This is a genomic window from Komagataeibacter sp. NFXK3 (genome assembly GCF_054182245.1).
In genome coordinates, this window is sequence record NZ_JAPIVJ010000005.1 from 82,920 (window position 1) to 106,004 (window position 23,085).

The window sequence follows — 23,085 nt, forward strand, 5'->3', positions numbered from 1 at the left end:
TTTTTTCCGTTTTCCGGCTGGTGAAGAGCGCATGACCTACACATCGCCACGGCATCCACAGCTGTTCTATACCACCGCCCCCATGCCCTGCCCCTACCTGCCGGGGCGCATGGAGCGCAAGGTCGTGACCGAAATTGGCGGCCCCGAGGCCGTGCCGTTCCATAACCGCCTGTCACGCGCGGGGTTCAGGCGCAGCCACACCATTGCCTATGCCCCCGTATGCGCCAACTGCACCGCCTGCACGCCCATACGCGTGCCGGTTGCCCGCTTTGCGCCCAGCCGCACGCAGCGCCGCGTGTTGGGGCGCAATAACGGGCTACGCGGCACACGCGTGCAGCCCCATGCCACGCCCGAGCAGTTCAACCTGTTCAGCGCCTATCAGGCCACCCGGCATGACGGGGGTGACATGGCCTCCATGACCTTCCCCGATTATCGCGCCATGATCGAGGATACGACGGTCGAGACCTTCATGATCGAGTTCCGCGATGCGGCGGGCCGCCTGGTCTGCGTGGCGCTGGTGGACCAGCTTGATGACGGGCTGTCTGCCGTTTACGATTTTTTCGACCCCGACCTGCCCTCGCGCTCGTTGGGCACGTTCGCGGTGCTGCACCTGATCGAATATACCCGCACGCTCGGCCTGCCCTACCTGTATCTGGGCTACTGGATCAGCGAGAGCCACAAGATGGCCTACAAGGCCCGCTTCCGCCCCGCCCAGATCATGACGCGCGGCGTGTGGCATGACCTTGACCTGAGCCAGCCTGATGCCGCGCAGCCGCAGGACAGCGCCTTCCTGCCCGATGACCTGTTCCATCCGCCGCAACCGGATATTGACGGCAAGTAAAAGTTTCTGGGCGCTGCCTTTTTTTTAAAAGACAGCGTTATTCAAAGCTTTTTGAAAAAAGCTTCGCCAGAAACTTTTCTCTTTCAGCCCTTTGGTTTGCGGGTGGCCCAGGCGGGGGCCTGTTTGCCGGTATCGGCGCGCTTGCCCACATACTCCTTCACATCGGCAAAGGCGCGGGTGCGGTTGGGATCTGGCCAGGGCAGGCCACTGGCTGCGTCAAACACCACAGCATCGCGCAGGCCACCTTCCTTGTATTTCTGCAAGATCACGCCAAGGCCGCGCGTCATTTCCGGCAACTGCTCGAGCGGGAAGACCAGCATGCGCCTGTTCTGCCCCAGCACGAGCACATGATCGCCGCCTGCAGGGGCGCAGACCAGCGCGCTTTCGTTTTCCTTGAGGTTCAGGATCTGCTTGCCGGTGCGCTTTTCCGCCGTCATGGCTGATTCCGCCACCACCAGCCCGCGCCCGGCACTCGAGGCGAGCAGGCGCTTTGCGCTGTCATCAACCGGGAACATCGTGATGATGTCCTCATCATTCGACAGGTCGATCAGCAAACGCAGCGGCTGGCCATCGCCCCGGCCACGTGGCAGGTCGGCCACGCGCAGCGTAAAGGCGCGGCCATCGGTGGCGAAGACGCACAGCCGGTCGTTGCTGTGGCATTCCACCTCCATGCCCGGCCCGTCGCCTTCCTTGAACTTGAGGCCCTGCGGGTCCTGCCCGTGGCCGCGCACGGTGCGGATCCAGCCCTTTTGCGACAGGATGACCGTCAGCGGATCGCGCTCGACCGGCAGGGCGGCTTCCACATCGATCTCGGGCGGCGGTTCGGCCAGCGTGCTGCGCCGGGCCCCAAGCGCACCACTGCCAAAGTTCTTCTGGATATCCTTGATTTCAGCCGCAATGCGCTTCCATCGCAGGCCTTCCTGGCCCAGCAGGTCCTGCAGGGACTGTTTTTCCGCGCTCAGCTTGGCATGCTCGGCGCGGATTTCCATTTCCTCAAGCCGGCGCAGGCTGCGCAGGCGCATGTTGAGCACGGAGTCAGCCTGCAGTTCGGTCAGGCTGAACGTGGCCATCAGCGCCGCCTTCGCATCATCCTCCTCGCGCACGATGCGGATGACCTCATCAAGGTTGAGGTAGACCGCAAGGAAGCCATCGAGAATTTCCAGCCGCCGGTTGACCGCCTGCAGCCGGTTGGTGCTGCGGCGCAGCAGCACGTCGTGCCGGTGATCGAGCCAGGCCTGCAGCACCTCTTTGAGGCTGCGCACGCCGGGCACCTGATCGGCGCCAAGCACGTTCATGTTCAGGCCAAAGCGGCTTTCAAGCTGGGTGGCGCGGAACAGCGTTTCCATCAGCACGGCGGGTTCGATGCCGCGTGACTTGGGCTCAAGCACCAGGCGGATGTCCGTCGTGCTTTCATCGCGGATATCGGCCAGAAGCGGGAGCTTTTTCTGCTCCATCAGATCGGCCACCTGCTCGATCAGGCGAGATTTCTGCACCTGATACGGGATCTCGGTCACCACGATCTGCCATGTGCCGAAACGGCCCTGTTCCACTTCCCACTTCGAGCGGATGCGGAAGGAGCCGCGCCCGGTCTCATACGCGCGGGCGATGGCGTCACGATCCTCCACGATGGCCCCGCCGGTGGGAAAGTCCGGTCCCGGCATGTGCTCAAGCAGCTCAAGCGTGGTGGTGGCGGGCTTGCGGATCAGCGCAAGGGCGGCTGAACAGATCTCGCCCACGTTATGTGGCGGGATGGAGGTTGCCATGCCCACGGCAATGCCCGCCGCCCCGTTGGCCAGCAGGTTGGGGAAGGCCGCAGGCAGCACGACCGGCTCCTGCTCCTCGCCATCATAGGTGGGGCGGAAATCGACGCTGTCCTCGTCAATGCCTTCAAGCAGGGCCTTGGCCACGGCGGTGAGGCGGGATTCGGTGTAGCGCATGGCGGCGGCGTTATCGCCATCGATCGAGCCGAAATTGCCCTGCCCTTCCACCAGCGGGTAGCGCACGGCAAAATCCTGCGCCAGCCGCACCAGCGCCTCATAGACCGAGGCATCGCCATGCGGGTGGTATTTACCGATCACGTCACCCACCACGCGGGCGCATTTCTTGAACCCCGCCGTGGGGTCAAGCTTGAGCTGCTGCATGGCATAGATCATGCGCCGGTGCACGGGCTTGAGCCCATCGCGCACATCGGGCAGCGAGCGCGACATGATGGTCGACATGGCATAGGCCAGGTAGCGCTGGCTCAGCGCATCGGCCAGCTTGGTATCTTCAATATGGCCGACTGTTGGGTCCACAGGCATGCAATCTTCCTCCCGCAGGTGAACAGATAGCGAAACTTTACGGTTTGTCCAATGGTGTATCAGCCAGGCGTGGCCGGCGTTGCATCCGCGGGCGTATCTGGCGGCGTGATATCGGCTTCGCGCGCGATCAGGTCGAGCAGCCTGCCACGTGCTTCGGGCACCGGGCGATGGCGCTGGCCAAACGCATCGCGTTGCAGGAAATGCCCGGTCAGGCGCAGGCCGTCATACCAGTCCTGCGGGGTGCCGATTTCATCAGGATGCAGCACGAAACCGGGCAGCGGCAGCAGGCGCTGGCGCCATTCCCCTGCCCGGCTGTCCGATACCGCACGCCCCGTGCGCGGCGAGACCCAGCGCAGGTCATCAGCAGGCCCACCGAGCGCGCAGCGGGTCAGATCAAGGCCGAAGCCGAGATCGGAGAGCAGCATCAGTTCCCAGCGCACGATTTCGGGCATGGCCTCGGTCACCGCCCAGTGCGGGTCGAGGCTGATGCGCGCCAGCAGGCTGGCCAGCCCCTGAAAAATGGCGGGGTGCGGCTCGCGCTCGGGCAGGCAGCCATCGGCCAGAGCGCAGAGCGAGGCCAGCATGGCCAGTGGCAGCGGGTCATTGAGGATGCGCGCAGCCGAGGCATGCACCACCTCGGCCGAGATATTGCCAAGCTGCTCGGACAGCCGCGCCACCCAGAGCGCGCGCACCAGGTTGCCGGTCTGCCAGACCGCGCGCCCCCGGCTTGATGAACCGCCACGCGCAAGGCCGTGATAGAGGCCATGCTCACTGGTGAGCACATGCACGATGGCGCTGCCCTCGCCATAGGGCGTGGCAGAAAGCACAAGGGCGGGTGCCTCCCATTCCATCAGGAAGCCCCCGCCCTTGTTAAAAGAAAACCGGAAACCGGCAACGGGATCAGTTGCCGGCAGCCTTCGCCACTTCAGCGGCAAAGTCGTTGTCTTCTTTCTCGATGCCTTCGCCGAGCTGGAAGCGCTCGAAGCCGTTCAGCTTGGCGCCTGCCTTCTCCACGATCTTGCGCACGCGGCTTTCGCCATCATGCACCCAGACCTGCTCGAGCAGCACCACTTCCTCATAGAACTTGCGGATGCGGCCATCGACCATCTTCTCGATGATGGCATCGGGCTTGCCCGAAGCCTTGGCCTGCTCCACCAGCACCGCGCGCTCGCGCTCGAGCGCCTGCGGGTCGACGCTGTCAACATCCAGCGCTGCCGGGCGGGTGGCGGCGACATGCATGCCGATGCGACGGCCCAGGTCTTCCAGCGCTTCGCTGGCGCTCGGCGCTTCAACAGCGGCCAGAACGCCAATCTTGCCCAGGCCGGGGCTGACAGCGCCATGCACGTAGGTGGCGACCACGCCCGAGGGCACGCTCAGCACGCGCGCGCGGCGGATGGACATGTTCTCGCCAATGGTGGCGATCAGGTGCGTCAGTTCATCGGCCACGGTGCGGCCGCTTTTCAGCACCGCGCCCTTGAGCTTTTCCAGATCGTCGCCCACGCTCAGGGCGGCATGCGCCACTTCGGACACGAAGTTCTGGAAATGCTCGTTGCGGGCAACGAAGTCGGTCTCGGCGTTGATCTCGACCATGGCGGCCTTCAGGTCGGCCTGCGCCACGCCTACCAGGCCCTCAGCCGTAACACGGCCGGACTTCTTGGCCGCAGCCGAAAGGCCCTTCTTGCGCAGCCAGTCGATCGCGCCCTCGATGTCGCCTTCGGCTTCGTTGAGGGCCTTCTTGCAGTCCATCATGCCCGCGCCGGTCTTCTCGCGAAGTTCCTTGACGAGCGCTGCGGTAATTTGCGCCATTATGCTGATACTCCATCACGACATGCGCACGCCCCGCAAGCGGGCGGGGCGTGTCCTTGCTGTGTCAGTTGCGCCAGCGGGCCGGGGCTACGCTGGCGCCCGTTTTCATTCCGCGCTAGCGGCGGCTTCCGTCACGGCCGTTTCCACGGCGGGGTCGACCGGCAGTTCCTCGGATGCCCCGAAGTCCTCGCCCGATGCGCCGAGCTCGGCGGAGATGCCATCGAGCACGGCGGACGAAACCAGCTCGCAATACAGCGCGATGGCGCGGATGGCGTCGTCATTGCCCGGAATCGGGAAGGTCACGCCACGCGGGTCGGAGTTGCTGTCCAGCACGGCCACGACCGGGATACCCAGCTTGTTGGCTTCCTCGACCGCCAGCTTTTCCTTGTTCGTGTCGATCACGAACAGGATGTCCGGCAGGCCGCCCATTTCCTTGATGCCGCCGAGCGAACGCTCAAGCTTCTCGCGGTCGCGGGTGATGTCCAGGACTTCTTTCTTGGTCAGGCCCTGGGTGCCGTTTTCCAGCATTTCGTCAATGCCGCGCAGGCGCTTGATCGAACCGGTGATGGTCTTCCAGTTCGTCAGCATGCCGCCAAGCCAGCGGTGGTTGACGTAATACTGGCCGCAACGCTTGGCGGCTTCGGCCACCTGGTCGGCAGCGGCGCGCTTGGTGCCCACGAACAGCACGCGGCCACCACCGGCCACGGTGTCACGGATCGCCTTGAGCGCCCGGTCCAGCATGGGAACGGTCTGCTGCAGGTCGATGATGTGGACCTGGTTGCGCACGCCGAACAGGTACGGCGCCATGCGCGGGTTCCAGCGACGGGTGTGGTGACCGAAGTGCACGCCGGCTTCGAGCAGCTGGCGCATTGTGAATTCAGGCATCGCCATGTCGGCTATATCCTTGTGTCTGGTTTATCCTCCGTGAAGCACGCCCTGTATTGCAAGGACACCAGAGGTCTCGGCTTCACGTGCGAATTGGCCCCAACGCGGGACCGTGGCGGGATATGGCCGTTTTGGGCGCATATTGCAAGACCCAACCGGTAGCGAATGCATCGTGATGCAACTTTAGGGCCGCAGCCCTGTTGCCCGGTGATAGGGATAACCGTCACCCAAGGGTGCCGGATGCGCCCGTACTGCAACTGCATGAAGGACTGAACCGCAATGGCGATCACGAAATTTGCGACGGCTCACTGGTCAGGCGGCCTGAAGGATGGCAAGGGCGAGATCTCGACCCAGAGCGGCGTGCTGGAAAGCCAGCCCTACGGCTTCAACACCCGCTTCGAGGACAAGCCCGGCACCAACCCCGAGGAGCTGCTTGGCGCGGCCCATGCGGCCTGCTTCGCCATGGCGCTTTCGGGCATTCTGGGCAGCGCGGGGCTTACGGCGAAATCGCTTGATGCAAAATCCGAGATCGTGCTCGACAAGCAGGGCGAAGGCTTTGCCATCACTCATGCCAAACTGACGCTGGAAGCCGAAATTCCGGGTGCGAGCGAAGCCCGGTTCAAGGAACTGGCGGAGAAGGCAAAGGCAGGCTGCCCGGTCTCCAAGCTGTTCAACGCGACCGTTACGCTGGATGCGAAGCTGAAGGGCTGAGCAGCCAGGTGGGAAGCCTAGCTTCCCACCTGCCCCCGGTGGCGCAGCAGGTGGTCGGCCAGCACGCAGGCCATCATCGCCTCGCCTACCGGCACGGCACGGATGCCAACGCAGGGGTCGTGGCGCCCCTTTGTCATCACGTCCACATTCTCCCCTTCCCGCGTGACGGACGGCACGGGCGTGAGAATCGAACTCGTGGGCTTGACCGCAAACCGGGCCACCAGCGGCTGCCCGGTTGAAATGCCGCCCAGCACGCCGCCCGCATGGTTGGATGCAAAACGGAGCCTGCCACCTTCCATGCGCATGGGGTCGGCATTTTCCTCGCCCGTCAGGCTGGCTGCGGCAAAGCCTTCGCCAATTTCCACGCCCTTGACGGCATTGATGCTCATCAGCGCCATGGCAAGGTCCGAATCAAGCTTGCCATAGATTGGCGCGCCCAACCCCGCGGGCACGCCCTCGGCCACCACCTCGATCACCGCACCGATTGACGAGCCTTTTTTGCGGATATCGGCCAGGTAATCCTCCCACACGGGCAGCGCCCGAGGGTCGGGGCAGAACAGCGGGTTGGTATCCACCAGATTCCAATCCAGCCGCGCGCGGTCGATACCGTGCGGGCCGACCTGCACCATGGCGCCACGAATACGCACGCCAGCGCCAAGCACCTTGCGCGCCACGGCGCCGGCGGCAACCCGCATGGCTGTCTCGCGCGCCGAGGAACGGCCACCGCCACGATAGTCGCGAATGCCGTATTTGGTATCATATGCCACATCGGCATGGCCGGGGCGGTAGCGGGTGGCGATGTCGCCATAATCACGCGAGCGCTGGTCGGTATTGCGGATCAGCAGCGAGATGGGGGTGCCGGTTGTCTGCCCCTCGAACACGCCGGACAGGATCTCGACCTGATCGGCTTCCTGGCGCTGGGTGGTGAATTTCGACTGCCCCGGCCTGCGCCGGTCCAGCCAGGGCTGGATATCGCCCACATCCAGCGGGATGCGCGGCGGGCAGCCATCAATCACGCAGCCAATGGCAGGGCCATGGCTTTCCCCCCAGGTGGTGACGCGAAACATGTGGCCGAAGGTGTTGTACGACATGAGGGCAGACTTCCCGCGATCAGTTGCCCGCGACCGTAATGTCCGGCGCGGTGGGGTTCTTCATGCCGACGATGTGGTAGCCGGAATCAACGTGATGGATCTCGCCCGTCACACCGCCCGACAGGTCGGAGAGCATGTAAAGCCCCGCACCGCCCACTTCCTCAAGCGAGACATTGCGCTCGAGCGGGGAGTTGTACTGGTTCCACTTCAGGATGTAGCGGAAATCGCCGATGCCATTGGCGGCCAGCGTCATGACGGGGCCTGCCGAGATGCCGTTGACGCGGATGCCATCCCCGCCAAGGTCAACCGCCATGTAGCGCACCGAGGCCTCGAGCGCGGCCTTGGCAACACCCATCACGTTATAATGCGGCATCACGCGCTCTGCCCCCAGATAGGTGAGCGTGAGCAGCGAGCCATTCGGGTTCATGATGGCGGCTGCCCTGCGGGCGACGGCGGTGAAGGAATAGCATGAGATGTCCATCGCCTTGAGGAAGGCGTCACGCGGGGTATCGACATAACGCCCGCGCAGGAACTGCTTGTCCGCCCAGCCAATGGCGTGAACGAGGAAATCGATCTTGCCCCATGCCTTCTCGATGGCGGCAAAGGTTTCGTCCATCGCGGCGTCATCGGTCACGTCGCACGGCAGCACCAGCGTCGAGCCCACGGTCTCGGCCAGCGGGCGCACGCGCTTGCCCAGAGCCTCGCCCTGGTAGGTAAAGGCCAGCTCGCCCCCCTGTTCGGCCACGGCGCGCGCGATGCCCCAGGCAATGGAGCGGTCATTCGCAACACCCATGACAAGGCCCCGCTTGCCTTTCATCAATGAACCCTTGATGGCGATTTTGGGTGCGCCGTCTGACATGCTGCTATCCTTAAACTGGTAAATGACGGATGAAATTTTCGGCCTCGTGGTTGCACAAGCTGCCGTTTCGGACAAGATGCCGAATGCTGTAATTGTAGCTAATATTTGTCACACGGTAACTTACCTTATGTTTCCATATGTTTCGCATCCCGTCGCCTCGCCAGATGGCGCACGCGAAACGCCCAGCGGACGGAGCCCATGACCTCTCCCCTGATCGACCTTGCCGCCGACCCGTTCGACCTGTTCACGGCCTGGATGGCGGATGCCACGGCCCATGAGCCCAACGACCCCAACGCCATGGCGCTGGCCACCGCCACCGCTGAGGGCCGCCCCTCGGTGCGGATGATCCTGCTCAAGGGCGCCGACCGGCGGGGGTTCGTGTTCTACACCAACCTCAACAGCCGCAAGGCTGCCGAACTGAAGGCCAACCCGCACGCAGCCCTGCTGTTTCACTGGAAGAGCATCCGCCGCCAGATCCGCATCGAGGGGCCGGTCGAACCCGTCACCCCTGCCGAGGCCGATGCCTATTTTGCCAGCCGCAGCCGCATCTCGCGGCTTGGCGCCATCGCCTCGAACCAGTCGCACCCTCTTGCCGACCGCGCCGTGTTTGAAAAAGCGGTGGCGGACCTTGAGGCCCGCTACCCCGACCCGGAGGCGATCATTCCCCGCCCCGCCAACTGGAGCGGCTTCCGCCTCGTGCCCCGGCATTTTGAATTCTGGCAGGATCGCCCCTACCGCCTGCATGACCGCGCCGTGTGGGATCGTACGCCGGACGGATGGCAGACCGAGCGCCTTTATCCCTGAGGGCAGAACTTAATGCCGCCTGATCCGTTTTACCCGGCAACGGGTGCCAGCAACGCCACCCATGCGGACACCCCGTGAACGGATCAGGAGGCTCATTGAAATGTGTGTGCGCAGGATATTGCTGCCGCTAGGTGGCGCAAGCCACGCGCAAAGTGCGCTGCATGTAGGCGGCGTGGTCGCGCGCATGTTCGATGCGCACCTTGCCGTGCTGCATGTCGGCACCGACATGCAGGAAGTCGGCCCGCTGGTGGGCGAAGGCATGTCCGGCGTGATGGTGCAGGACATGATTTCCACCGCGCTGAAGGAGAGTTCCGAACGCCTGCATGAGGTGCGCGGCCTGTTCGATGCCTTTACCCGCCGGGAAAATATTCCCGTCGTGGCGGTGGATTCCCCCCTTTCGCCGGGCAACATGCATGCGCTTTCGGCCAGTTTCATCGCCCATAGCGGGCATACGCGCAGCGTGGTGTCGTTTCAGGCGCGGCTGTCCGATATCGTGGTGCTGCGCCAGCCCAACCCAGAAGGCGATGTCTCTTCATCCGAGACCCTGCACGCCATCCTGTTTGAAAGCGGGCGTGGGGTCATCATAGCCCCGCCCGTAGCGCCGCCTACCATCGGCAAGCGCATCTGCATCGGCTGGAATGGCACGTCGGAGGCGGCATCGGCCATCCATCACGCCCTGCCCCTGCTGCGCCGGGCGGAGGCGGTGTGCATCCTCTACAGTCCCGCCTACCAGCGGCCCGGACCGGAGGCGCGGCATGTGCGCTCTTTCCTCTCGCTGCATGGCATCGAGGCCAATATTCACGAATTCGGGAGTGATACACGGCCCGTGGGCGAGGAAATGCTCGCCGCAGCCCATGATTTCAATGCCGACATGCTGGTGATGGGGGCCTATTCCCATTCCCGCCTGCGGCAGATGATCCTGGGCGGGGTGACACGCCATATGCTTGAAAACAGCGATATCGTGGTGCTCATGAGCCGCTAGCCACCATGTGGCGCGCCCCTTGCCGCCATGCCGGGGGGACATATATGAAATACGCATCAGGATACGTATAAATTATGCCTTTCCCTTGATTTTACACTCCGCCAGGAGTAGGTGTGGCGTGAAAAGAACGCTATGGCCTAGTGTAAATCGGGTGCGGGGAACATTATGCGTATCGATGCGGATGTTGTGGCTGAACTGAAGCAGGCGGGTGAAAACGCATCCGACGTGCTGCGTGTCGCCCTGACGCGGCTGCGCGGCCGGATCGCGCTGGTATCGTCCTTCGGGGCGGAATCTGCTGTCATGCTGGCCCTTGCGGCTGAAATTGATCCTGCCGTTCCGGTCCTGTTCCTTGAAACGGGGCAGCACTTCCCCGAGACACTGGCCTACCGCCACGAACTCGCCCGCACACTGGGCCTGCGCGACGTGCGCGACCTGCACCCGAATCCCGTACAGCTTGAAAAGCGCGACCCCACGGCGGAACTCTGGGCCTTCGACCCCGATGCCTGCTGCGCCCTGCGCAAGGTCGAGCCGCTGGATGAGGCCATGATCCCGTTCGATGCGTGGATTACGGGGCGCAAGCGCACGCAGGCGGCCACACGGCAGGGCCTGCCCGTGATTGAGGATGCGCCGGGCGGCAAGATCAAGCTGAACCCCCTCATTGCCTGGACACCGCGTGAACTCGATGCCGAGATGACGCGGCGCAACCTGCCACGCCATCCGCTCACGCTGCGCGGTTATCCTTCCATCGGCTGCGCGCCGTGCACGCGCCCCGTGGGCGAAGGAGCCGACCCCCGTGCGGGCCGCTGGGCAGGCAAGGCCAAGACCGAATGCGGCATACACATGCGCAAACCAGCCGGTCAGGGCGCATGATTTCCTTTTCCGCCTCCCCCATGTCGGGGTGTGCGGTTTCTCCCGTTTTCTTTCCTGTTACGGAAGGTCTGTAATTCCATGGACGATCTCGACCAACTCGAGGCCCAGAGCATCTTCATTCTGCGTGAAGCCTATCGCAAGCTGAAGCCACTGGCGATGCTGTGGTCGCTGGGCAAGGATTCAAACGTCATGCTCTGGCTGGCGCGCAAGGCCTTCCTCGGGCGCGTGCCGTTTCCGGTCATGCATGTCGATACCGGCAAGAAATTCCCGGAAATGTATAAATTCCGCGATGAATACACCAAGAAGTGGAACCTCGAACTGCTGCTTGGCGACTGCCCGCCCGTCGAGGAAATCGACCCCACCCTGCCGCCCGCAGCCCGTTCCGCCGCGCGCAAGACGGCCGGGCTTGCCGCGATGATCGACAAATACAAGCTGGCAGGCGTGATTGCTGGCATCCGGCGCGATGAACAGGCCACCCGTGCCAAGGAGCGCGTGTTCAGCCCGCGCGGCTCGGGCCATAAATGGGATGTGCGCAACCAGCCCCCCGAATTCTGGGACCAGTACGCCACCCCGCACGAGGCGGGCGTGCATGTGCGCGTTCACCCCCTGCTGTCATGGCGCGAGATCGACATCTGGCGCTATATCGAGCGCGAGGGCATTCCCCTGGTTGACCTGTATTTCTCGAAAGAGGGCAAGCGCTACCGCTCGCTGGGTGACCAGGACATTACCAGCCCGATCGAGAGCAATGCCTCGACCGTGGCCGAGGTGATTGCCGAGCTTGAAACCTCGCGCACATCCGAGCGCGCGGGTCGCGCCATGGACCATGAATCCGAGGATGCCTTCGAGCGCCTGCGCGTGGCCGGCTACCTCTGAGCGGACAGGACAGAGTTACAGACAATGAATACAATCCCGACCCCTGCTCCGCAGGATGCCGCCACTCCCATCGTGATCGTGGGCCATGTCGATCACGGCAAGTCCACGCTGATCGGCCGCCTGCTGTATGACACCGACAGCCTGCCCGAAGGGCGCGTGGCGCAGATCATCGAGTCCAGCAAGAAGCGCGGGCTGACGGTTGAATGGAGCTTCCTGCTCGACAGCCTGCAGATCGAGCGCGACCAGGGTGTGACCGTTGATTCCACGCGCATTCCCTTCAAGCTGGGCAACCGCCAGTTCGTGATCGTGGATGCGCCGGGCCACCGGCAGTTCCTGCGCAACATGATTACGGGCGCCGCCGATGCCGAGGCCGCCGTGCTGGTGGTTGACGCCAATGAGGGCGCGCAGGAGCAGACCCGCCGCCATGCCATGCTGCTGCGCCTGATCGGCATCCGGCATGTGATCGTGTTCATGAACAAGGTCGATATCTTCAACTACGACCAGAAGAAGATCGAGGCCGCCGAGCGCGACATCACCAAGCTGCTGCTCCAGCTTGAAATCGAGCCGACCGTGTTCGTGCCCGCATCTGCGCGCGAGGGCGACAACATGGCCTCGCGCTCGGACAAGATGCCGTGGTACAAGGGCCCGACCCTGACCGAGGCGCTGGCCGCCGTCCCCGCCCCTTCCTCACGCGCCGACCTGCCGCTGCGCCTGCCGGTGCAGGATGTCTACCGTTTTGACACCAAGCGCATCGTGGTGGGCCGCATCGAGCGCGGGCGCATCCGCGTGGGTGATGAGGTGGTGATTGGCGTGCATGGCGCAAAAGCCCGCATCGCCAGCATCGAAAGCTGGCACACCGCCCCGCAGGTGGCCGCCGTGGCCGGCCAGTCGGTAGCCGTAACCCTTGAGCCGGACGTGATCCCCGACCGGGGCGACTTCCTGTTCCCTGCCGACCATGTGCCGCTGCGCGCGGCCCGCATCCGCACGCGCCTGTTCTGGCTGCGCCAGGAGCCGCTGCGCGTGGGCGAGAGCTTCAGGCTGCGCCTTGCCACGGCCGAGCACCAGGTCACGGTTGCAGCCATTGACTCCGTCGTGCGGCTGGAAGACCTGACCGAGCACCCTGCCGAGGAAGTGCCCCCCGAAGGCTTTGCCGAGATTACGCTGGCCGTGTCCGAAACCATGCTGTTCGACCCGTTCGTGCCCGGCACGGCCGATGGGCGTGGCGTGCTGGTGGACCGTAACCAGCAGATCGTGGGCGGCGCGCCGCTGATCGGGGTGGCCGAGAGCGTTGCAGGCCGCAATGCCATCCATCCCACCGGCAGCGCCGTATCGCTGTGGGACCGCGCGCAGGCCAGGGGGCATCGTGGCGGCGTGTTCTGGATGACCGGCCTGCCGGGTGCGGGCAAGAGCACGCTGGCGCGCGAGGCGGAAAACCGCCTGTTCGCCCGTGGCATCGACGTGTCGGTGCTTGATGGCGATACGCTGCGCGCCGGGCTGTGCGCGGACCTTGGCTTCTCGGAAGCCGACCGGCGTGAAAACGTGCGCCGTGCCGCAGCCGTCGCCCGCATCCTGGCCGAGAGCGGGCAGGTTGTGATCGTGGCGCTGATCTCGCCCACCGTGGCGGATCGCGAAATGGCGCGTCAAGTCGTTGGCGAAGGTTTCCATGAAATCTTCATCGACACGCCGCAGGCCACCTGCGAGCAGCGTGACCCCAAGGGGCTGTATGCCGCCGCCCGCGCAGGCAAGATCGAAGGCTTTACCGGCGTGGATGCCCCCTATGAGGCTCCGCAAAAGCCCGACCTGCGGGTGGAGACCACCGATGTCTCGCGTGATGAGACAGCCGCCCGGCTTGCGGTCTACATCACGGATGCCATCCGTCTGGATGCGTCAGCACGGCGCCAGACATCCTGATGGTGCGACCGGCATGCCTGGTTGCAGGCATGCCGGTATTGCAGTACCGGATTGGAAGAATGGGTGCGTGGGCATGGACCGCGCACCTATAGTAGTACAAGGCAGTTACATGCCCGTTGCCTGAAAGGGATCGGTTCAGAAGTGGATGTCAGGAACAACCGCCGGGACATGACCGGCGCCAGCGTCATTACCGCCAACCGGCTGCTTGATGGCCGTATCGTGTGGCTTGCGCCGCAGGGCTGGTCGGAGGCGATCAGCCAGGCCCGCGTGTTTGACAATGCAGCGGTGGAAGGCGCCATAAAGCAGGCGAAGGCGGCGGCGGATGCAGGCACGGTGGTGGGCATCTATGGCGTGCAGCTTGATCCTGATGCCGCGCGTGTCACGCCGCTGACCGTGCGCGAGCGCATCCGGGCCTTCGGGCCGACCGTGCACCCTGATTTCGCTCCCGTGGAGACACCCCATGTCCACTGACACCGCAACCCTGCCGGTTGGCCGGTACGCCTATGATGAGGTGGACCGCACCTTCCTGTCGCAGCGCGTGGCCCAGTTTCGCGAGCAGGTGGGCCGCCGCGTGGCAGGCGACCTGACCGAGGACGAATTCAAGCCCCTGCGCCTGATGAACGGCCTGTACCTGCAGCTACACGCCTACATGCTGCGCGTGGCCGTGCCCTATGGCATGATGGGTTCGGACCAGATGCGCGAACTCGCCCATATCGCCCGCACGTATGACCGTGATTACGGCCACTTCACCACGCGCCAGAACATCCAGTTCAACTGGATCCGGCTTGAGGATACGCCCGATATCCTCGAGCGGCTGGCGGGTGTGAACATGCATGCCATCCAGACCAGCGGCAACTGCATCCGCAACGTGACGTGTGACGAGTTTGCCGGTGCCGCCGCCGATGAACTGCTCGACCCGCGCATCCATGCCGAGATCCTGCGCCAGTGGTCCACGCTGCACCCGGAATTCTCGTTCCTGCCGCGCAAGTTCAAGATCGCCATCAGCGGCAGCCCCAATGACCGCGTAGCCGCGCGCTTCCATGATATTGGCCTCGTCGCCCATCCCGGCCCGGACGGGCGGGCCGTGTTCACCGTGTTCGTAGGTGGCGGGCTTGGCCGCACGCCCATTATTGGCGTGCAACTGCGCGACAACCTGCCCGAGGAAGACCTGCTGGCCTATCTCGAGGCCGTGGTGCGCGTGTACAACGCCTATGGGCGGCGCGACAACATGTACAAGGCGCGGATCAAGATCCTTGTGCAGGCGCTGGGCGTGGAGCAGTTTCGCGAGAAGGTCGATGCCGAATTCGCCCAGATGAACCGCGCGGATTACCGGCTTGAACCCGCCATTGTGGAAGGCATTCGCACACGTTTCGGCATTCCCGACCTGGATGCCCCTGCCGATGCGGCACAGAAGCTCGAGGCCGCCCGCAAGGCCGATGCCCGCTTTGACCGCTGGGTGCGCACCAACACGCACGCCCACCGGCATGAAGGCTTCATCAGCGCGGTCGTGTCCATCAAGCCCGATGGCGGCATTCCCGGTGACGTCACTGCCGACCAGATGGACCTGATTGCGGACCTGGCCGATGAATTCTCCTTTGGCGAGATCCGCGTGACCCACATGCAGAACGTGGTGCTGGGCCATGTGCGCAAGGACCGGTTGCGTGACCTGTGGCACAGGCTCGATGGCGCCGGGCTGGGCACGCCCAATATCGGGCTGGTGGGTGATATCATCGCCTGCCCTGGGCTGGATTACTGTGCGCTGGCCAATGCGCGCTCCATCCCCATCGCGCAGAAGCTGAGCGCGCGCTTTGCCAGCCCCGAACTGCAGGAAAACATTGGCACCCTGCGCATCAACATCTCGGGCTGCATCAATGCCTGCGGCCACCACCATGCGGGGCATATCGGCATTCTGGGCGTGGACAAGCGCGGCGAGGAGTTTTTCCAGCTCACCCTTGGCGGCTCGGCGGAAAATGACGTGGCCATTGGCCAGATCATCGGCCCGGCCCTGCCGGAGGATGAAACGGTCGACGCCATTGCCCGGCTGATCGACACCTACCTTGTGCTTCGCCATGAAGGTGAGGCGTTTATCGATACCTACCGGCGCCTTGGTGCCGCAAGCTTCAAGGATGCCGTCTATGCCCCTGCTTGAGAATGGTCGTGTGACCGAAGACCGCTGGGCGCAGGCCATTGCAGGCGAGGCCCTGCCTGATGGTGCGGTCATCGTGCCGCTTGAACGGCTGGAGGAAGGGCTGGCCCGCCCGAAGGCGGCACCGCTTGGCGTTGCCATCGGGCCGGATGTGGATGTGGCCGTGCTGCGCCCTGCCCTGCCCCGGCTGGCGCTGGTGGCAGTGAACTTTCCCTCTTTTCGCGATGGGCGGGCGTTTACGCAGGCCCGTGCCCTGCGTGAGCATCTGTCCTTTACCGGCGAGATCCGGGCCACCGGCACGCCGCTGCCCGATCAGTACGAGTTCCTGCTCCGCTGTGGCGTGACCACCGTGCAGACCGACCGGGCGGAAGACGTGGCCGTGTGGCAGCAGGCGCATGACGTCATTTCCATCGCCTACCAGCCTTCCGTGCTGCATGAGCGCCCGCAGGGGCTGGGGCTGCGCCGCTTTCTGGGCAAATAAGAGACTGTTTGAAAACAGATCGTTGATAAAAAAAGATAAAGTTTTGGGTGTCGCCTTTTTTCAAAAAGGCGATGTCTTTCGAAGCTTTTTGAAAAAAGCTTTACCAAAAACTTATATAATTTCAGGGTTTTAGAGGGACTATCTTTTTAAATAGTCTTTAAGCAGTTCGCCCGGCAGCGTTGATTAATGTAGGCCGGGCGTGCCGGAAAAGTCGGGCGCGCGAAGGCCAGATGCTGCCAGTTGCGCCGTGATCGCGGTCTTCAACCGTTCCAGTCCGATCGCACTCGTGCCTTCCGCCCGGGCGACAAGAACCGCCTGGGTGTTGGAGGCGCGGAGCAGCCACCAGCCATCGGGCGTGCTCACGCGCACGCCATCAATGGTGGAGACGCGTGCGCCGCTGCGTTCAAGCCGTTTGGCGACTTCGGCAATCACCGCGAATTTGCGGGTATCGGCGCAAGCAAAGCGCAGTTCAGGCGTGGAAACGGCAGCAGGCAGGCCCAGCCGCACATCGGAGAGTGGACCACTGAGCCGCGAGACGATGCCCAGCAGGCGGAGTGCCGCGTATAGCCCGTCATCAAATCCGTACCAGCGATCGGCAAAAAAGAAATGGCCTGACATCTCACCCGCCAGTGGCGCGCCGGTCTCGGCCATCTTCATCTTGATGGGGGAATGCCCGCTCTTCCACATCAGTGGCGTGCCGCCTGCGCGGTCAATCTCTTCAAACAGGGTCTGGCTTGCCTTGACATCGGCAATGACCGTAGCACCCGCATGGTCGCGCAGGATGTCGCGCGCCAGCACAACCATAAGCTGGTCCGCCCACAGCACGGTGCCGGTATTGTCCACCACGCCCAGGCGGTCGGCATCGCCATCAAAGGCCAGGCCCAGATTAGCCCCGTCCTCCCTCACTGCGGCGATAAGCTGCTCGAGGTTGGCCAGAACGGTCGGGTCAGGATGATGGGCGGGAAAAGTGCCGTCAATTTCAGCGTTGAGAATGCGGTGCCTGCCCGGCAGTCTTTTCACCAGCAGTGACAGGATTTCGCCCGCGGCGCCATTGCCGCTGTCCCATACGACATTGAGGGGCCGGTCCGTACCATCCCAGTCGCGCAGCAGACGATCGACATAGGCGGGAATCACGTTCACATCGCGCATGGTGCCGGTGGCCTCGGCCACGACATCGCCGCCTGCGGCCAGTCGGCCCAGTTCGCGGATCTGTTCACCAAAAAATGGTCTGTTGCCAAGCACCATCTTGAAGCCGTTATGGTCAGGCGGGTTATGGCTGCCTGTCACCATAATCGCGCCATCGGCCCCCAGCGTGGTCGCGGCAAAATAGAGCATCGGCGTGGGGCCACGCCCGATGCGTAGTACGGTCATGCCAGACGCCATGGCCCCTGCCCCGAGCGCGCGCTCAAGGGCAGGGGATGACAGGCGTCCGTCATAACCGATGGCGACAGTCGAGCCGCCAGCCCGTGCCACCATGGAGCCGAAGGTGCGGCCGATGGCATAGGCGTCGTGCTGCGTCAGGCTTTCGCCCACAATCCCGCGGATATCGTATTCCCGCAGGCTTGTGGGGTCGAAATGGTGCCTGAAGCTCATTTATACTTTTTGAGGAATTCCCGCACGTCGCCCGCCAGGTCCTCGCGTGCAAGGGCGAAGGCGATCTGTGCTTCAAGGAAGCCCGGCTTGCTGCCGCAATCGAAGCGCTTGCCTTCGTAGCGGTAACCGTGGAACGGCACGTGACCGATGGTCTTGGCCATGGCGTCGGTCAGCTGCACTTCGCCGCCTGCACCCTTTTCCAGCTTGGCAAGGTGCTTGAGCACGTCGGCCGTCAGCACGTAGCGACCAATGACCGACAGGGTCGAGGGCGCATCCTTGGGGTCGGGCTTTTCAACCAGGCCCTTCACTTCAACCGTCTTGCCGTCATCCGCGCCGACGTCGAGGATGCCGTAGCTGCCGGTCTGCTCGCGCGGCACCTCGGTCACGGCCAGCACGTTGCCGCCGGTCTTGTTGTAGACTTCAACCAGCTGGCCAATGCAGGACTTTTCGCTCTGCACCACGTCATCGGGCAGCAGGATGGCGAACGGGTCGTTGCCAATGAACTCACGCGCACACCAGATGGCGTGGCCAAGGCCGAGCGGCTCCTGCTGGCGCACGGACAGCATGGACCCCGGGGTCACGCGCGTGGCTTCGAGCGCCTTGAGCGCGGAGGCCTTCTTGCGGGCCTTCAGCGTGTCTTCAAGCTCATAGGAAATGTCGAAATAGTCGATCAGGGAATCCTTGCCCCGGCTGGACACGAGGCAGAATTCCTCGATCCCGGCTTCACGCGCTTCGTCGATGGCGTACTGGATCAGCGGGCGATCGACAACGGTGAGCATTTCCTTGGGCACGCACTTGGTTGCGGGCAGGAAACGGGTGCCAAGGCCGGCAACCGGCAATACGGCTTTTTTAAGGGGCTTAATCACTAATATTTACCTCAAGATGCATGGCAGAAACAGGCAATCCCGGCTGACCGCCCATTGTTATAATGATGACAGGGATCAGGGTGTTGCCAGATGGAAAAGGATATAGCGTGCTTCATCAGGACCAAACATGATTTAAATCACTATTGCCATGCATCATCGCAAATGATGGCGTAATCGACATCATTTGTAACGTACGGGTCAGCCTGAACTGCTGTTCTGCGGGGTGTATGACCCTGCGGTAGAGTGAGGCACTCAATGAGGAAGAATTGTGACTTTTTTATGACATGAGCCTGAACGCCCTTCCCGCCCGGGAGTTGCAGGGAGTAGACAATTTAAATTTCGTGCATACAAAAACACATCTGCCCCGCTTGGGTGATGTGTTTCATCTCGCATCAATTTTCAGGAAAAGTCAGTGGTGCGGCCAAGAAGACTCGAACTTCCACGGGGTTGCCCCCACAAGCACCTCAAGCTTGCGCGTCTACCATTCCGCCATGGCCGCAACGTGACAACGAGCATCGAGTGAGCGATACCGTCATGACGATGAATGGGCGTATAGCTGATGAAAGACGAGCGGGCAATGACCGAAAATGAATTTTTATGGAATAAAGCACCACAACAGGTGCCCTACCCCACCGCATTGGCTCAGATGGAGGCCCAGGCCCGTGGAATTCGGGCGGGTACCGCCCCCGAGCGCGTGTGGCTGCTCGAACATCCCCCCACATACACCGCCGGGACATCGGCAAGGGATTCGGACCTGTTCAACCCGCGTGGCTACCCCACCTACCCTGCCGGGCGTGGTGGGCAGTGGACCTATCACGGTCCCGGGCAGCGCGTGGCCTATGCCATGCTCGACCTGACCCGCCCGCGTGCCATGGTGCCCCCGCGCGACCTGCGGGCCTATGTTCATGCGCTGGAGGAATGGATCATCCGCACCCTCACCCGCTTTGGGGTGACGGGAGAGCGCCGCGCCGAGCGTATTGGCGTGTGGGTGGTCGACCCCGCCACGGGGCGGGAGGAAAAGATCGCGGCGATTGGCGTGCGGGTCTCACGCTGGGTGAGCTGGCACGGAATCGCGATCAATGTTGACCCCGACCTGAGCGATTTTGGCGGAATCGTGCCCTGTGGCATCAGCGAATACGGCGTGACCAGCCTGGCCAAACTGGGCAAGCGGGTCAGCATGGAGGACGTGGATGCCGCGCTGGCCGAGACATGGGAATCCTGCCTCGGCCCGATTCGTGGCGCGCGGGGGTAAGGCCGCGCGCCGTCCTGCGGTCAATTACTGGAGCTGAGGGTAAACATTGTGTCAGGCCAGGCCTGCCCGCTGACCGTGGTATCGGTCAGGTCAAGGCGGATGTGCTGGCGTTCCACGTCAGTCATTTCAATGACCAGCAGCGACAGCTTGCCCCCGATGTCCGCGAATCCGAGGGTCAGGATGCCCTGCGATTCGCTATCGCGCCGCCCCAGTGAGACCTGCAGGCTGTTCTGCCCGTGCTGCACCGCTGTGACCGCAATCTGGCCAGACAGGTGCACCGGCTGGTCAAGCAGCAGGCCGAGCGGCTGGCGGCCAAGCGACATGCGGGTGACCGATTCGCGCCGGTGATCGACAAACAGCAGGTGCCCGTTCGCTGCCACCAGCTTCATCGAGCCCGGCGTGGCATAATCCAGCCGCAGGCGGCCGGGGTCATAATGCATGACCCCCTGCCCCTTGCCGCCATCGGGCCAGGTCTGCACGAAATTGGCCTGCAACCCGCGTGAGGTGTTGAGGTAGGTCTCGACGCGGGCGATGTCATCGGCCTGATTGGGTGATGTGGTGGCAGGCGTGCCCGCGCAGGCGGCGAGCAGCGTGAGCAGGCCGCCCATCATCAGCCGCCGCGTGGCGAAGGGAAAGGCGGGTTTCATGCCGTGGCCATCCGCGCCTGCTCGGCGGGCGTGCGCAGCACGAGCGAGAGCGCATGCATGCCACCCGCAAATTCACCCGCCAGCAGCTCATGCACCAGCCGCGAGCGCTGCACGCGGCCCACGCCCTCGAAGGCGGGGCTGACGATCAGCACGTTATAGTGACTTTCACCTGCCTGCACGCCGTTGTCGCGCACATGCACGTGGTGGGCGTGGCGGGCACTGTCATCGTGGATGGTGAGTTCCACCGGGGCGAGGTGTTCGCGTATGATGCGGTCGATCCGTCCGGCCCGGCCGGTTGCGTGCTGTTCCATTGGCGGCTCCATGATAGCGGGATCATTCATTGCACAGCTTCGCTCTTGCACGAAGCATGGACAGGCGCACATAACGGGAATGATGAAGAGAAGGAACACCCGGCACCGCGCCTTTGACCCCGATCCCGATGCGCCGGATCGCTGCTGCGACATGCATGGCTGCGACCAGCCCGCAGGCTACCGGGCCCCGCGCTCGCGTGATGCGCTGAACAAGTATTTCTGGTTCTGCCTTGAACATGTGCGTGAATACAATGCACGGTGGGACTATTACCGCGGCATGTCACCCGGCCAGATCGAGGCGCATATCCGCGCCGATGCCTCATGGGACCGTCCTTCATGGAAGCTGGGCCAGGGCAGCGCCACCCGCGCGTTCAGCGAGGATGACGTGATCGACCCGCTCGACCTGCTCCGGGGGGCGGCCAAGGCACGCGCGCGCAGCCGTGCGCGCCGCCAGCAGGATGTGGACCGCCGGGTCGGCGCGCCGCCCGCGCTGCGCTATCCGCTTGGCGTGCTCGACCTGGGCTGGCCCGTGTCGATGGAGGAACTCAAGACCCGCTACAGGCAGCTTGCCCGCCAGCACCACCCCGATGCCAATGGCGGCGACCGCAACGCGGAAGAGCGCTTCAAGGGCATCAATCTCGCCTACACCACGGTGCGCGCCCATCTGGTGGCCACCAGCGGGCATGAGGATGCGGCCCGGCGCGCCTGAAACGGGCCGCGCCATCATATGGCCGATCTGTTACAGATATGTTTATACTCAAGGCCCGATATGCCGCCCTGCGCTGTCATGGTGGGCCCTAACAGACGAAGTGACGGACGAGATAAAGCAGATGAACGAACCAGCAGACCTGACAACTGCCGCCGTGGATGCGAGCGGCACGCCACTCCCCGCCATTTCGGCCGTCAATGCGCCTGACCTGCAGGTTTCAGCACGCGATGTGTTCGGCATCGACAGCGACATGAAGGTGCCTGCCTTCTCGGTGCGCACGGATCATGTGCCCGATATCGACCCGTCGTACAAATTCGACCACGACACCACGCTGGCCATCCTGGCGGGGTTTGCCTTCAACCGCCGCGTCATGGTGCAGGGCTATCATGGCACCGGCAAGTCATCGCATATCGAGCAGGTCGCCGCCCGCCTCAACTGGCCGAGCGTGCGCATCAACCTCGACAGCCACATCTCGCGCATCGACCTGATCGGCAAGGATGCGATCGTGCTCAAGGATGGCCAGCAGATCACCGAATTCCGCGAGGGCCTGCTGCCGTGGGGCCTTCAGCACCCCTGCGCGCTGGTGTTTGATGAATATGATGCCGGTCGGCCTGACGTGATGTTCGTGATCCAGCGCGTGCTTGAGGTGGAAGGCCACCTGACGCTGCTCGACCAGAACCGCGTGATCCGCCCGCATCCCTTCTTCCGCCTGTTCGCCACGGCCAACACGGTGGGCCTGGGCGATACGACGGGCCTGTATCATGGCACGCAGCAGATCAACCAGGGCCAGATGGACCGCTGGAACATCGTGACCACGCTCAACTACCTGCCCCACGCGCAGGAAACCGCCATCGTGCTGGCCAAGATGGGCATCGACCCCAAAAAGGACGAAGCGGGCCGCAAGCGGGTGGAAAGCATGGTGGCGTTGGCCGACCTCACGCGCTCGGGCTTCATCGCGGGTGACATTTCCACCGTCATGTCGCCGCGCACGGTCATCAGCTGGGCGGAAAACTTCCGTATTTTCAACGATCTTGCCTTCGCCTTCCGCGTTACCTTCCTCAACAAGTGCGATGAGGCGGAGCGTCCTACGGTGGCGGAATATTACCAGCGCTGCTTCAACGCCAGCCCGCTGGCGCCACGGGGCTGA

The 23,085-nt window shown here is 63.6% G+C and carries 23 protein-coding genes and 1 tRNA gene; 13 read left to right on the forward strand and 11 right to left on the reverse strand.

Annotated elements, in window-relative coordinates; translation table 11 throughout:
- Positions 1 to 31: 31 nt before the first annotated feature.
- On the forward strand, positions 32 to 841 hold the full coding sequence (locus OQZ28_RS07190; protein ID WP_458135632.1) for an arginyltransferase: 810 nt from the start codon (positions 32 to 34) through the stop codon (positions 839 to 841).
- 83 nt (positions 842 to 924) lie between these two features.
- Here the strand turns inward: OQZ28_RS07190 and parC are convergent, their stop codons facing one another.
- The 4 genes from parC to rpsB all read right to left on the reverse strand — a co-directional run bounded on the left by parC (position 925) and on the right by rpsB (position 5,838).
- A complete protein-coding gene (gene parC, locus OQZ28_RS07195; RefSeq protein ID WP_458135633.1) occupies positions 925 to 3,141 on the reverse strand; it encodes a DNA topoisomerase IV subunit A in 2,217 nt (738 codons plus the stop codon).
- Between the two features lie 59 nt (positions 3,142 to 3,200).
- A complete protein-coding gene (recO, locus tag OQZ28_RS07200) occupies positions 3,201 to 3,992 on the reverse strand; it encodes a DNA repair protein RecO (RefSeq protein ID WP_458135634.1) in 792 nt (263 codons plus the stop codon).
- Positions 3,993 to 4,041: 49 nt separating this feature from the next.
- Positions 4,042 to 4,947 (reverse strand): translation elongation factor Ts, encoded by a 906-nt coding sequence (gene tsf / locus OQZ28_RS07205; RefSeq protein ID WP_458135635.1) that lies wholly within the window; start codon positions 4,945 to 4,947, stop codon positions 4,042 to 4,044.
- A 105-nt stretch (positions 4,948 to 5,052) separates the two neighbouring features.
- A complete protein-coding gene (gene rpsB / locus OQZ28_RS07210) occupies positions 5,053 to 5,838 on the reverse strand; it encodes a 30S ribosomal protein S2 (protein ID WP_061271752.1) in 786 nt (261 codons plus the stop codon).
- Between the two features lie 273 nt (positions 5,839 to 6,111).
- On the opposite strand from rpsB, the gene OQZ28_RS07215 reads away from it, so the two are divergent.
- Complete coding sequence (locus OQZ28_RS07215; RefSeq protein ID WP_458135636.1) at positions 6,112 to 6,543, forward strand: OsmC family protein; 432 nt, start codon at positions 6,112 to 6,114, stop codon at positions 6,541 to 6,543.
- Between the two features lie 17 nt (positions 6,544 to 6,560).
- Here OQZ28_RS07215 and aroC read toward each other — a convergent pair whose 3' ends face one another.
- Positions 6,561 to 7,634: a chorismate synthase gene (gene aroC / locus OQZ28_RS07220; protein ID WP_458135637.1), complete on the reverse strand. Its 1,074-nt coding sequence runs from the start codon at positions 7,632 to 7,634 to the stop codon at positions 6,561 to 6,563.
- 19 nt (positions 7,635 to 7,653) lie between these two features.
- On the reverse strand, positions 7,654 to 8,493 hold the full coding sequence (fabI, locus tag OQZ28_RS07225; protein WP_130730951.1) for an enoyl-ACP reductase FabI: 840 nt from the start codon (positions 8,491 to 8,493) through the stop codon (positions 7,654 to 7,656).
- A 198-nt stretch (positions 8,494 to 8,691) separates the two neighbouring features.
- On the opposite strand from fabI, the gene pdxH reads away from it, so the two are divergent.
- The 8 genes from pdxH to OQZ28_RS07265 all read left to right on the forward strand — a co-directional run bounded on the left by pdxH (position 8,692) and on the right by OQZ28_RS07265 (position 16,560).
- Positions 8,692 to 9,297: a pyridoxamine 5'-phosphate oxidase gene (gene pdxH, locus OQZ28_RS07230; protein ID WP_458135638.1), complete on the forward strand. Its 606-nt coding sequence runs from the start codon at positions 8,692 to 8,694 to the stop codon at positions 9,295 to 9,297.
- A gap of 100 nt (positions 9,298 to 9,397) precedes the next feature.
- Complete coding sequence (locus OQZ28_RS07235) at positions 9,398 to 10,279, forward strand: universal stress protein (RefSeq protein WP_130730949.1); 882 nt, start codon at positions 9,398 to 9,400, stop codon at positions 10,277 to 10,279.
- A 165-nt stretch (positions 10,280 to 10,444) separates the two neighbouring features.
- Entirely contained in the window at positions 10,445 to 11,149 is a 705-nt protein-coding gene (locus tag OQZ28_RS07240) for a phosphoadenylyl-sulfate reductase (RefSeq protein ID WP_130730948.1), read from the forward strand.
- A 78-nt stretch (positions 11,150 to 11,227) separates the two neighbouring features.
- Positions 11,228 to 12,022 carry a sulfate adenylyltransferase subunit CysD gene (gene cysD / locus OQZ28_RS07245; protein ID WP_061271758.1) on the forward strand — a complete coding sequence of 265 codons (795 nt, stop codon included), beginning with the start codon at positions 11,228 to 11,230 and terminating at the stop codon, positions 12,020 to 12,022.
- Positions 12,023 to 12,046: 24 nt separating this feature from the next.
- On the forward strand, positions 12,047 to 13,933 hold the full coding sequence (gene cysC, locus OQZ28_RS07250) for an adenylyl-sulfate kinase (RefSeq protein WP_458135639.1): 1,887 nt from the start codon (positions 12,047 to 12,049) through the stop codon (positions 13,931 to 13,933).
- A 141-nt stretch (positions 13,934 to 14,074) separates the two neighbouring features.
- The gene (locus tag OQZ28_RS07255) at positions 14,075 to 14,404 is read left to right on the forward strand and encodes a DUF2849 domain-containing protein (RefSeq protein ID WP_130730946.1); all 330 of its coding nucleotides are present in this window, start codon (positions 14,075 to 14,077) and stop codon (positions 14,402 to 14,404) included.
- Positions 14,394 to 16,082 carry a nitrite/sulfite reductase gene (locus OQZ28_RS07260; RefSeq protein WP_458135640.1) on the forward strand — a complete coding sequence of 563 codons (1,689 nt, stop codon included), beginning with the start codon at positions 14,394 to 14,396 and terminating at the stop codon, positions 16,080 to 16,082. The genes OQZ28_RS07255 and OQZ28_RS07260 overlap by 11 nt, the downstream gene beginning before the upstream one ends.
- The gene (locus OQZ28_RS07265; RefSeq protein WP_458135641.1) at positions 16,069 to 16,560 is read left to right on the forward strand and encodes a DUF934 domain-containing protein; all 492 of its coding nucleotides are present in this window, start codon (positions 16,069 to 16,071) and stop codon (positions 16,558 to 16,560) included. The genes OQZ28_RS07260 and OQZ28_RS07265 overlap by 14 nt, the downstream gene beginning before the upstream one ends.
- A gap of 183 nt (positions 16,561 to 16,743) precedes the next feature.
- On the opposite strand, the gene pgmG is transcribed toward OQZ28_RS07265, so the two are convergent.
- From pgmG to OQZ28_RS07280, 3 genes are all read right to left on the reverse strand, one after another.
- Positions 16,744 to 18,153 carry a phosphoglucomutase/phosphomannomutase PgmG gene (gene pgmG, locus OQZ28_RS07270; protein ID WP_458135642.1) on the reverse strand — a complete coding sequence of 470 codons (1,410 nt, stop codon included), beginning with the start codon at positions 18,151 to 18,153 and terminating at the stop codon, positions 16,744 to 16,746.
- Entirely contained in the window at positions 18,150 to 19,019 is an 870-nt protein-coding gene (gene galU, locus OQZ28_RS07275) for a UTP--glucose-1-phosphate uridylyltransferase GalU (RefSeq protein WP_110568246.1), read from the reverse strand. Before galU ends, pgmG begins: the two co-directional genes overlap by 4 nt.
- 413 nt (positions 19,020 to 19,432) lie before the next feature.
- Positions 19,433 to 19,518: transfer RNA gene (locus OQZ28_RS07280), tRNA-Leu, on the reverse strand.
- A gap of 60 nt (positions 19,519 to 19,578) precedes the next feature.
- Between OQZ28_RS07280 and lipB the strand changes: the two genes are divergently transcribed.
- Complete coding sequence (gene lipB / locus OQZ28_RS07285) at positions 19,579 to 20,271, forward strand: lipoyl(octanoyl) transferase LipB (RefSeq protein ID WP_458135643.1); 693 nt, start codon at positions 19,579 to 19,581, stop codon at positions 20,269 to 20,271.
- Between the two features lie 20 nt (positions 20,272 to 20,291).
- Here the strand turns inward: lipB and OQZ28_RS07290 are convergent, their stop codons facing one another.
- Positions 20,292 to 20,918, reverse strand: coding sequence for a LolA family protein (locus OQZ28_RS07290; RefSeq protein ID WP_458135644.1), 627 nt, complete (start codon positions 20,916 to 20,918; stop codon positions 20,292 to 20,294).
- Complete coding sequence (locus tag OQZ28_RS07295; protein ID WP_130731034.1) at positions 20,915 to 21,229, reverse strand: BolA family protein; 315 nt, start codon at positions 21,227 to 21,229, stop codon at positions 20,915 to 20,917. Before OQZ28_RS07295 ends, OQZ28_RS07290 begins: the two co-directional genes overlap by 4 nt.
- Before the next feature lie 79 nt (positions 21,230 to 21,308).
- On the opposite strand from OQZ28_RS07295, the gene OQZ28_RS07300 reads away from it, so the two are divergent.
- On the forward strand, positions 21,309 to 21,938 hold the full coding sequence (locus OQZ28_RS07300) for a J domain-containing protein (RefSeq protein ID WP_458135645.1): 630 nt from the start codon (positions 21,309 to 21,311) through the stop codon (positions 21,936 to 21,938).
- Positions 21,939 to 22,059: 121 nt separating this feature from the next.
- Positions 22,060 to 23,085, forward strand: coding sequence for a cobaltochelatase subunit CobS (gene cobS / locus OQZ28_RS07305; protein ID WP_130730939.1), 1,026 nt, complete (start codon positions 22,060 to 22,062; stop codon positions 23,083 to 23,085).